At 57.7% G+C, this 10,035-nt stretch carries 9 protein-coding genes and 1 pseudogene; 6 read left to right on the top strand and 4 right to left on the bottom strand.

The features are described 5' to 3' along the window. A pseudogene (locus ACOYIE_RS06190) lies at positions 1–120 on the top strand (acryloyl-CoA reductase electron transfer subunit beta); the annotation flags it as partial. Between the two features lie 127 nt (positions 121–247). On the opposite strand, the gene ACOYIE_RS06185 reads toward ACOYIE_RS06190, so the two are convergent. The 4 genes from ACOYIE_RS06185 to ACOYIE_RS06170 all read right to left on the bottom strand — a co-directional run bounded on the left by ACOYIE_RS06185 (position 248) and on the right by ACOYIE_RS06170 (position 4,884). Continuing rightward, on the bottom strand, positions 248–2,728 hold the full coding sequence (locus tag ACOYIE_RS06185; RefSeq protein ID WP_433411444.1) for an ATP-dependent Clp protease ATP-binding subunit: 2,481 nt from the start codon (positions 2,726–2,728) through the stop codon (positions 248–250). A 77-nt stretch (positions 2,729–2,805) separates the two neighbouring features. Then, entirely contained in the window at positions 2,806–3,813 is a 1,008-nt protein-coding gene (locus ACOYIE_RS06180; RefSeq protein WP_433411442.1) for an ATP--guanido phosphotransferase, read from the bottom strand. Then, entirely contained in the window at positions 3,810–4,349 is a 540-nt protein-coding gene (locus tag ACOYIE_RS06175; RefSeq protein WP_433411440.1) for a UvrB/UvrC motif-containing protein, read from the bottom strand. Before ACOYIE_RS06175 ends, ACOYIE_RS06180 begins: the two co-directional genes overlap by 4 nt. A gap of 79 nt (positions 4,350–4,428) precedes the next feature. After that, a complete protein-coding gene (locus ACOYIE_RS06170) occupies positions 4,429–4,884 on the bottom strand; it encodes a CtsR family transcriptional regulator (RefSeq protein WP_433411438.1) in 456 nt (151 codons plus the stop codon). Positions 4,885–5,184: 300 nt separating this feature from the next. Between ACOYIE_RS06170 and ACOYIE_RS06165 the strand changes: the two genes are divergently transcribed. The 5 genes from ACOYIE_RS06165 (at position 5,185) to ACOYIE_RS06145 (ending at position 9,856) form a co-directional block, all read left to right on the top strand. Further along, the gene (locus tag ACOYIE_RS06165) at positions 5,185–5,355 is read left to right on the top strand and encodes a DUF362 domain-containing protein (RefSeq protein WP_433411436.1); all 171 of its coding nucleotides are present in this window, start codon (positions 5,185–5,187) and stop codon (positions 5,353–5,355) included. Between the two features lie 249 nt (positions 5,356–5,604). Then, positions 5,605–6,840 (top strand): cation:proton antiporter, encoded by a 1,236-nt coding sequence (locus tag ACOYIE_RS06160; RefSeq protein WP_433411434.1) that lies wholly within the window; start codon positions 5,605–5,607, stop codon positions 6,838–6,840. 138 nt (positions 6,841–6,978) lie between these two features. Next, complete coding sequence (locus ACOYIE_RS06155) at positions 6,979–7,806, top strand: hypothetical protein (RefSeq protein WP_433411432.1); 828 nt, start codon at positions 6,979–6,981, stop codon at positions 7,804–7,806. Between the two features lie 26 nt (positions 7,807–7,832). Continuing rightward, positions 7,833–9,503: a SulP family inorganic anion transporter gene (locus ACOYIE_RS06150; RefSeq protein ID WP_433411430.1), complete on the top strand. Its 1,671-nt coding sequence runs from the start codon at positions 7,833–7,835 to the stop codon at positions 9,501–9,503. Next, complete coding sequence (locus ACOYIE_RS06145) at positions 9,503–9,856, top strand: arsenate reductase family protein (protein ID WP_433411428.1); 354 nt, start codon at positions 9,503–9,505, stop codon at positions 9,854–9,856. Before ACOYIE_RS06150 ends, ACOYIE_RS06145 begins: the two co-directional genes overlap by 1 nt. Positions 9,857–10,035 lie beyond the last annotated feature (179 nt).

Genomic DNA, 10,035 nt, shown 5'->3' with positions numbered 1-10,035 from the left:
GTGAACAAGGCGGATTCCGCTCCGATCTTCGACGTAGCGGACTACGGCATCTGCGGCGACCTGTTCAAGGTTGTTCCGCTCATGATCGACGCCATCAAGGCTGCCAAGGCTGCCAAGTAAGCGGTTATCCGTTAAAAGAAATAAGAAGGCATCTGTCCGAAAGGACAGATGCCTTTTTGATTTGCTGCCGGAGTGCGTATCAGACAGAAAAAGTGCTGCCGGAATATCCGGCAGCACTTTTATCCGGTTATTCTGTTTTCGTATCCGCAGGGGCGGCGCTGCCGGTGGGAGACAGTACGAGCTTATCGTCTGCGGTATCCAGCGTAACATGGTCGCCGGCCTTGATTTCACCCTTGAGCGAAGCCTCGGCCACAAGGTCCTCGACCTCGCTGGTAACGGCGCGGCGCAGCGGACGCGCACCGTATACGGGATCAAAACCAGCCTTGGCAAGATGCTTTTTGGCCGCTTCGGTCCAGGTCAATTCGATTTCCATGTCCTGCATGCGCGCGGCAACCTGGCGCAGCATACCGTCTGCAATCTGCGCAATCTCATCTTCGCTCAGACGGTTAAAGACGATAATATCGTCAATGCGGTTGAGGAATTCCGGACGGACAGCCGTTTTCAGCTCGCCCAGCACATCGTCCTTAATCTGTTCAAAGGTGCGCGCATCGTCGTCTGCGGCGCCGGCCGCAAAGCCGAGCGTCTTGCGCGCCTTGCCCGTGATTTTCTGCGCGCCGATGTTGGAGGTCATGATGATGATGGTATTCTTGAAGTCCACATGGCGGCCCTGGCCGTCAGTCAGCACACCGTCCTCCAGAATTTGCAGCAGGATGTTGAACACATCCGGATGCGCTTTTTCAATCTCATCGAACAGGACGACGGAATACGGATGACGGCGCACCTTTTCGGAAAGCTGGCCGCCCTCATCATAGCCAACATAACCCGGAGGCGAACCGATCATGCGGGAAACTGCGTGCTTCTCCATGTATTCCGACATATCAATGCGGATCATGGCGCTTTCATCGCCGAACATGGCTTCGGCCAGCGCCTTGGACAGCTCGGTTTTGCCCACGCCTGTGGGCCCCAGGAACAGGAACGAGCCAATCGGGCGCTTGGGGTCGCGCAGGCCTACACGGCTGCGGCGAATGGCCTTGGCAACCGCGGTGACGGCTTCGCTCTGCCCGATGACGCGCTGGTGCAGCGTATCCTCCAGGTGCAGCAGGCGTTCGCCTTCGTCTTCGGTCAGGCGCTGTACAGGAATACCCGTCCAGCCGGCGATGACTGCGGCAATATCGGCTTCGGTGACTTCGCCGTGCGCCTTGCTCTGCTGGTCGGACCATTCCTTTTTGCGGGCTTCCAGCGCATCGCGCTTGGATTTTTCCTCGTCGCGCAGCTTGGCTGCGTTTTCATAGTCCTGGCCCTTAACGGCCTCTTCCTTCTTGGCCGCAATGGCGGCGATTTCGTCCTCCAGCGCCTTGAGGTCGGGCGGCGTGGTCAAAGTGGACAGGCGCACACGCGAGCAGGCCTCGTCGATGACGTCAATGGCTTTATCCGGCAGGAAACGGCCGGTCACATAGCGGACGGACAGCTTGACTGCGGCGTCGATCGCGGCATCCGGAATCTTGATGCGGTGATGCGCTTCGTAGCGGTCGCGCAGACCCTTGAGGATTTCGACAGCATCCTCGGGGCTGGGCTCACCGATCTGCACGGGCTGGAAACGGCGTTCAAGGGCCGCGTCCTTCTCGATATTCTTGCGGTATTCGTCCAGCGTGGTCGCGCCGATGACCTGCACCTCGCCGCGGCTGAGCGCAGGCTTGAGGATATTGGCGGCATCGGCTGCGCCTTCGGCAGCGCCCGCGCCCATCAGCATGTGCATCTCGTCGATGAACAGGATGGTGTCCTTCTTAGCGGTCAGCTCTTCGATGACCTTTTTGATGCGCTCTTCAAATTCGCCGCGGTATTTGGTGCCGGCGATCATGCCGGTCAGGTCGAGCGAAATCACGCGCTTGCCCTTCAGCGTTTCGGGCACGTCGCCCGCAGCGATTTTCTGCGCCAGCCCTTCGACTACGGCAGTCTTGCCGACGCCGGGATCGCCAATCAGCGCGGGGTTGTTTTTGGTGCGGCGGGACAGGATCTGGATGACGCGCTGGATTTCATTCGCGCGGCCGATGACGGGGTCCAGCTTACCCTCGCGGGCAGCGGCGGTCAGATCGCGGCCGAACTGCTGCAAAGCCTCTCCGGCAGAGCCGCCCGATGTGCCGGCAGCGTCTGCGCCGCCGGCCTGCTGCGCTTCGCCCAGCACGGCGGACAGCTTTTCCGCCAGCGCCTGCGGCGTGAGTTTGAGGTTGGCCAGCGCGGTCAGTGCGACGTTTTCGCCCTCGCGCAGCAGGCCGAGCAGCAGATGCTCTGTGCCGACATAACCCGTGCCCATCTGGGCGGCCGACTGAATGGCCAGCTCGATGATGCGCTTGGTGCGCGGGGTCATGCCCTGCGGCGCGGAAGCGTCGGGCGTACCGCGGCCGGAAAGGGCTTCGATTTCCTTGACAAGCGCCTCATCGGTGACGCCTGCGGCCATAAGCGCTTTGGCGGCAGGGCCGCCGCCCTCGCGCAGCAAACCGAGCAGCAGGTGCTCAGAGCCAACATAGCTGTGACCGAACGACCCTGCGGCTTCCTGTGCCAGTGCTAACGCCTTGCGGGCGCGCTCGGTAAAACGGTTCTGGAAAAACATAAAATCAACTCCTTTGAGAAACGTTCAATAGATGAATGAAGAAGAAACGCGGCGCTGTGCGGGCCGCAGTTCTTCGTTTAAGCATAGGTCATCGTAATGTTCTGGGCGGCTTGCCGCAGCATTTGCGCACGCTTCTGGTCGCGCTCCTGCGGGGCGCCGGTCAGCATGGCCGGCCGCACGGCCTGCTCCAGCTGGTACAGCGCCTGCGGGTCTGCGCCGGTCAAAAAGCCCATTTGCAGGCCGATCAGCACGTCGGAAATGCAGGTGAGCGCCTCGCCGGTCTCCATCAGGAATGCGCTCTTCATCGTGCCGGCAGCGCGGCAGATCCGGTCGCGCAGCGCGGCTTCGTTCTGTGCGCGCACCTGCTCACGGGCCTTCTTTTCCGCGTCGATGACCGCAGTGGCGGTCTCCACCAGCCGGTCGGTCAAATCAGCGGCCGAGGCGCCGAGCGTGACCTGATTGGAGATCTGATAAAAGCCGCCGATGGCCTTGGAGCCCTCGCCATAGGCGCCGCGCACCGCACAGCCGCGGCTGCCGGCATAACCCGTAATCTGGTTGATCTGGCCGACGGCAGTCAGCATGGGCAAATGCAGCATAACGGACGCGCGCAGGCCGGTGCCGAGGTTGGTCGGGCAGGCGGTCAGGTAGCCCAGACGGGCGTCAAAGGCAAAGGGCAGTTCGTTTTCAATAAGCGCGGAAACGCGGTTGGCTGTGTCCAGACACTCCTTCGGACAGAGTCCGGTGCCGATCACCTGTAGCCGCAGGTGATCTTCTTCGCCCACCATGATGGATACGCCGCCGTCGCGGGAGACGATCAGCCAGCCGCCGTTCTGCGCCAGTTCGGGCGATATCAGATGCTCCTCAACCAGCTGGGAAGCTTCGGTTGAACGCGGGATGATCTGCTTCTTTTCAAATTCCGGCCCGATGGTCGGGTTGTTTTGCAGAGCGGCGAATACTTTTTCGGCAATTTCGCTGTGCTGCGCGGCAGTCAGCCGGAAGGGATACCCCTTGAGGTTGCGCGCAAGGCGTACGCGGCTGGATGCGGCAAGACCGGTGAAGCCGCCGTGAATTTCAAACATACTCATTTCTGCCCGCCCTCCAATCTGCGGATTTCGTCGCGCAGATGCGCGGCCTGCTCGTATTCTTCCTTTTCGATTGCCTCTTTGAGCTGTGTCTTGAGCGAGGCGACAGGATCGGCCGCCGGCTGTTCGGGAGCGGCCGGCGCCGCGCCGATGTGCTGGCTTGCACCGTGTATTTTCTGCACATAGGGATTTAAGATATCCGCAAAGGTGCTGTAGCAGTCCGGACAGCCGACGCGGCCTGTTTGGCGCAGTTCGCGCTCGGTCATGCCGCAGGTCGGGCATTTGCGCTCGGTGCCGAGCAGTGTGGCTGCCGGCGCGCCCAGCATGTCGTTCCACAGGCTGCCGAAGCCGCCGCCGAGGAAGGAGTGGAACGGGTCGCTCCAGAAGTGGTTCATCGACTGAAATGCGTTTTCAAACGCGCCGCCGAGGTGCTCTTTTTGCGCACACTCCGGACACAGATGCATTTCGCGTGTTACGCCGCCTATGGTTTCCTTATAATACATGGTTGCTTCATTTTTACCGCATTTTTCGCATTTCATAAGTCATTTCTCCTTTCAGAAAACTGCTTTACTGTATTTGGATGCTGTTTTTTTGTTGTATTGCCGTCCGCGCGGACGCTCAGACGGTGGCGATGCCCATAACGGCGCATCGGAAAATTGCTGCCCGCAGCCGGTCGCGGTCGCTCTTGGCGACTTCGCTCAGCGCGCCGTCTGCACAGGCAGAGAGAAGAAGCTGCCCTTCGCGCTGGGTCAGCAGTTCGGCAGAGACCAGCGCCCGCGTCAGACGTGCGGCGTCGTTCTGCGTCAACCTGCCGCCGACGCTGCGCGCCGCTTCCAGCAGGGTTTGCTGTTTGCTGTCCATCAGCCGCACAATGCGGATATAACCGCCGCCGCCGCGCTGACTTTCCACCAGATAACCGTGCTCGGGGGTGAAGCGCGTTTCAATAACATAATTGATCTGACTGGGCACACAGTCGAACTGATCGGCCAGCCGCTTGCGCTGCAGCTCGGCCACGCCGCCGCCCTCCGACAGCATTTCACCGATGAAATCTGCAATTAAGTCTGACATTTTCATGACCGAACACCTTCTTTCACTACAGGATACTTATCTGACTTTTCCTGACCTTTGATTTTTATTATACTCGGATGCGGAAAAAAAGCAAGAGAAAAATTTGACCATTTCTGACCTTTGAGGAGCGGCTAACGCGAATTGCATGGGAATATCTCGTGATATTGATTGAAATTGAAGTTTTTCTCGATTTTTTAAAAGTTTGAAATCATGGAAAAAGTTAACAATGGCTAACCGACGAGTTCTCTTGCTTTTTGCGATACTTGTGTTACAATGTAGATGTAAATAATTTGGAGGTGCAATACCATGGCATATGTAATTTCTGACGCTTGCATCAGCTGCGGTTCCTGCGCGGGCGAGTGCCCGGTTGGCGCGATCGCTGAGGGCGACGGCAAGTACGAGATCAACGCGGACGCCTGCATCGACTGCGGCACCTGCGCTGGTTCCTGCCCGATGGGCGCGATTTCCCAGGGCTAATCTGTACTTAGCAGAAAAGCGTATAAAAAACCTGTTCCAATTGGAACGGGTTTTTTATTTTTTGCGGCGGAAACGTGCGGATGAGGCAAAATAAACGAAAAACAGGTAATTTTTAACGAAATCGTAGCAATTTTTTTGTGGAAATATACTTGAAAAACCTGTAAATGGAGCGCTATAATAAGGTGCTTTCGGAAAAACGACTGTCTGAAAGAAGAGAAAGATAATCCGTGCAACAGGGAGGGGTCAGATATGGATTATACATTTCTTCTGGTGATGGCATTGATTATGCTGTCCACAAAGGTATTGGGGCTGGCGTCAGAGCGCGTACACATGCCGCAGGTAGTCGGCGCGCTGATCGCCGGCGTTATTTTGGGACCGAGCTGCCTTGGCTGGGTTGGGCAGACGGACTTCCTGCTCAAAGCATCCGAACTTGGCGTTATTATTCTGATGTTTTCCGCCGGCCTGGATACCGATTTGGACGAGCTGAAGTCAACAGGGCTTGCGTCTTTTGTGATTGCACTGATCGGCGTTATCGTTCCGCTGTTCGGCGGCATTGGCTGCTATCTGCTGTTTGACAACGACCCGTCCGACCCGCAGAACATGATGAAAGCGGCGTTCATTGGCGTTGTGCTGACCGCAACTTCGGTTTCCATCACGGTGGAAACGCTGCGTGAAATGGGTAAGCTGAAGAGCAAGGTAGGCACTGCAATTCTGGGCGCCGCCGTGATTGACGATATTCTCGGCATTGTGGTGCTGACTGTGCTGACCGGCTTTACCGATCCGGCCGTCAAACCGCTGATGGTGTTTGGACGCATCATTGCGTTCTTTGTTTTCCTTGGCGCGGTCGGGCTGATCGTACACCGCGTGTTTATCCGGATGGACATTGTGTGGAACAAACACCGCCGCCTGGCGATTTATTCGCTGGCGTTCTGTTTCCTGCTCAGCTTTGCGGCCGAACGGTTTTTCGGCATTGCGGATATTACGGGCGCGTATTTTGCAGGTTTGATTCTGTGTAATATCACCGACACGCGCGAATATGCGTCGCGCAAGCTGACAGTGCTCAGCTACATGATGTTTTCTCCCCTGTTTTTTGCATCCATCGGCATCAAAACCGAGCTGAACGGCCTGACGGGCGCGCTGGTGCTGTTTGCCGCGGTGCTGACGCTGGTGGCTATTCTGAGCAAGGTGATTGGCTGCGGATTGGGTGCGCGCCTGATGGGATTTACCAATTATGATTCGCTGTCCATCGGCCTTGGCATGGTGTCGCGCGGCGAGGTTGCGCTGATTGTTGCCCAGAAGGGGGAACAGGCAGGGCTGATTGACCCGCATATGTTCCCGCCGATTGTACTGGTTGTGATTGTGACGACGCTGATCACACCGATTCTGCTGAAATTTGGCATGAAACGCGAAACCCCGGCAAATACGGAATTTACCGGACCGGAAGCAGAACGGCTGCCCAAACTGGGTCCGCAGACAAGAGCATAGCGACAATACCTTCTCTTTATACCGAAAGCCCCGTGAAAATCTGCTGAAAAGTGGATTTTCACGGGGTTTTCCTTGCTGTATAAAGGCATTTGTGCTATACTACTACCGTATGACAATATTGGTTTTGGAGGGAAGCGAATGAAATTATCCAAAGCGCTGCCCGTTCTGGCGGTTGCCCTGTGCGTACCCGGCGCTGCATTGCGCGCGCTGCATCTGCTGAACGGCTTTGATATTGATACGGGGCTGCCCGCAGCAGGCGGACACTGGGTTTGGTACTGTGCGGTTTTCTTTGCCGCGTGCGCAGTGCTGTACGCTGTGGTTGCCCTGCCGCTGCGCAACCGGCGGAAACAGCCGTTTGAACAGCTTTTGGGGACCCAAAGCCCGATGTTCCGCATGGCGGCGGTTGCTGCGGGTCTGCTGCTGATGGTGGGCGGTGTGCTTTATCTGTATTTGACGGTTACTGCTGCGGAAGAGGGCACTGCGGCCTGGGCGCGTATGCTGGAAACGGTTTACGGCGTGTGTACGCCGCTGACCGGCGTGTGCTGCATTGCGCTGGCAAGCGCGCAGGGCAGGGAGATGACAGCGGCGGCGGCCAAGCTGACGCTGGTGCCGCTGCTTTGGAGCTGCCTGCATCTGCTGGTGGCTTACCGCATGACCTGCACAGACCCCAAGCTGCCTTCTTTTGCATTTGGGCTGGTGGCCGATGTGATGGTGGTTTTTGCGTTTTATCATCTGGCACGGCTGCTGTACAGCAAACCGCGGCCGGAATGGCTTGCATTTTTCAGCGCACTGGCGCTGACGATGTCGCTGTCCGATCTTGGGGGATACGGACTGGCGTGGCTGATGGGCGTGCGCACGGTGACCTGGCCTGCGGCAATGGTGCTGCGCAGCGGGATGTCTGCGGCGGCCTGCCTGCTGCTGCTGGCGGAATTGGGGGTGCTGTCTGCCGGCAGCGCGGAAGAGTAAAAAGGGAATGCACATAAGAAAGAGGAATGAGTAAAAAGATGGGAACGGCATTTTTACAGCAGCTTCGGCGGGAATTCAAGGGGTATAACGGGCAGAAGCTGACGAAGGATTTGATGGCAGGACTGACGGTTGCGGCGGTTGCCCTGCCGCTGGCGCTGGCGTTCGGCGTATCTGCGGGCGCATCGGCAGCCTGCGGCCTGGTTACGGCAATTGTGGCCGGCCTGATTATTTCGGCGCTGACGGGCGGCTATTACCAGATTTCCGGACCGACGGGCGCGATGGCGGCTATTCTGGTTTCGCTGATCAGCACCTATGGCATGCAGGGTATGTTTTTGGCCACGTTCATGGGCGGCGTTTTGCTGGTGATTGCGGCGGTGCTGCACCTGGGAAACCTGACGGCCTTTGTGCCCGCGCCGGTTATCACGGGCTTCACCTCGGGCATTGCGGTGATTATTGCACTGGGGCAGGTGGATAATTTCTTCGGTACGCATTCGGAAGGCGGCTCGGCAATTGCCAAGCTGCTCAGCTATGGGGAACTGGGGTTTGCGCCGGACGGCGCCACCACGCTGGTTGCGATGTTTGTTGTGCTGCTGATGGTGTTTTTTCCGAAAAAATGGAACGCCGTTGTGCCGGCCTCGCTGGTTGGCATTGTGATTGCCACGGCGGCGACGATGCTGCTTGGCCTGGATATTGCCACGGTGGGGGAAATTCCGAAAACGCTTTTGCTGCCCGACCGGCTTTCGCCCGCGCAGATCAACTGGTCGGATGCGCCTGCGCTGCTGGCGCCCGCGTTTTCGATTGCCGTGCTTAACATGCTGGAAAGCCTGCTGTGCGGCGCCTCGGCCGGCCGTGCAACCGGCGTTAAGCTGAACAATGACCAGGAATTGCTGGCGCAGGGCATCGGCAACATGGTGCTGCCGATGTTTGGCGGCATTCCGGCAACGGCGGCGCTGGCGCGTACTTCGGTTGCGGTGCGTTCGGGCGCACAGACCCGACTGACGGGTATTTTTCACGCTCTCGGCCTGCTGATTATGATGTTTGTGCTGGCGCCGGTTATCCGGTATGTGCCGCTGGCTGCGCTGGCCGGCGTGCTGATGGTGACTGCCTGGCGCATGAACGAGTGGGAATCCATTCGGTATATGTTCGGCCATCGTTTCAAAGGTGCGATCGCCAAGTTTGTGGTGACGATGATTTGCACGATTGTGTTTGATTTGACGGTTGCTATCGTTGTCGGCGTGGGTCTGGGATTGATTTTGATGGTAGCGCGGCTGAGCAAGCTGCAAATCAACTATGAGCGTGTTGATATGTCGCGCATAGGTGTAACGGATGAGGCGCTGTGCGAGCGGTATAAAAACGCCATGGTGGCCTATATTACGGGTCCGCTGATTTTTGCCAACATTGCGTCGATTGAACAGCTGGCAGAACGGCTGGGCGACTGCGATACGCTGCTGCTGTCCATGCGGGGCGTGCCGTATATTGATATTTCCGCCGCGCAGACGCTGATGCATGTGCTGCAGGCCATGCATGAAAAAGGCGTGGATTTGGCAATCTGCGGCCTGCCGGGCGGTTCGCTGGAGATGATGCGCCGTTCGGGCATTTATGAGATGGTGGGCGAGCAGGGCTTTTATTGGAGCGTGGAGCGCGCGTTGTTTGACTTGCGGCCGCACACGGGCGCGCAGAAAAAGGAGGAAGTATAATGCTGTTTATTTGCTACCCCAAGTGTACAACCTGTCAGAAAGCGCAGAAATGGCTGGATGAAAGACAGGTGTCGTATGAGCTGCGGGACATCAAGCAGGACAATCCGACCGAACAGGAGCTGCGCGCCTGGCACAAGGCAAGCGGCTTGCCGCTTAAGCGGTTTTTTAATACGAGCGGCTTGCAGTACAAGTCACTGGGCCTGAAGGATAAACTGCCGGAAATGACGGAGGACGAGCAGTTTGCGCTGCTTGCAACGGATGGCATGCTGGTGAAGCGCCCCATTCTGGTGGGCGAGGGATTTGCGCTTCCAGGCTTTAAAGAGGCGGAGTGGACCGCGGCGCTCGGCAAGTGATGGAGAAAAACCCGCGCGCGGAGGGATTTGCGCGCGGGTTTTCATCTGATTTTGCGCAGATGATATGCGAGAAATGTTTGACAAGGACATGCGGGTATGGTATAATTAATATTGCTTATCGGGCATGATATGGAGCGGTATCGAAGCGGTCATAACGAGGCGGTCTTGAAAACCGTTTG

Source organism: Agathobaculum sp. (assembly GCF_050946325.1).
Classification (GTDB): Bacteria; Bacillota; Clostridia; order Oscillospirales; family Butyricicoccaceae; genus Agathobaculum.
The sequence above is the reverse complement of the archived record's forward strand: the minus strand, read 5'-3'. Positions and strand labels throughout refer to the sequence as shown.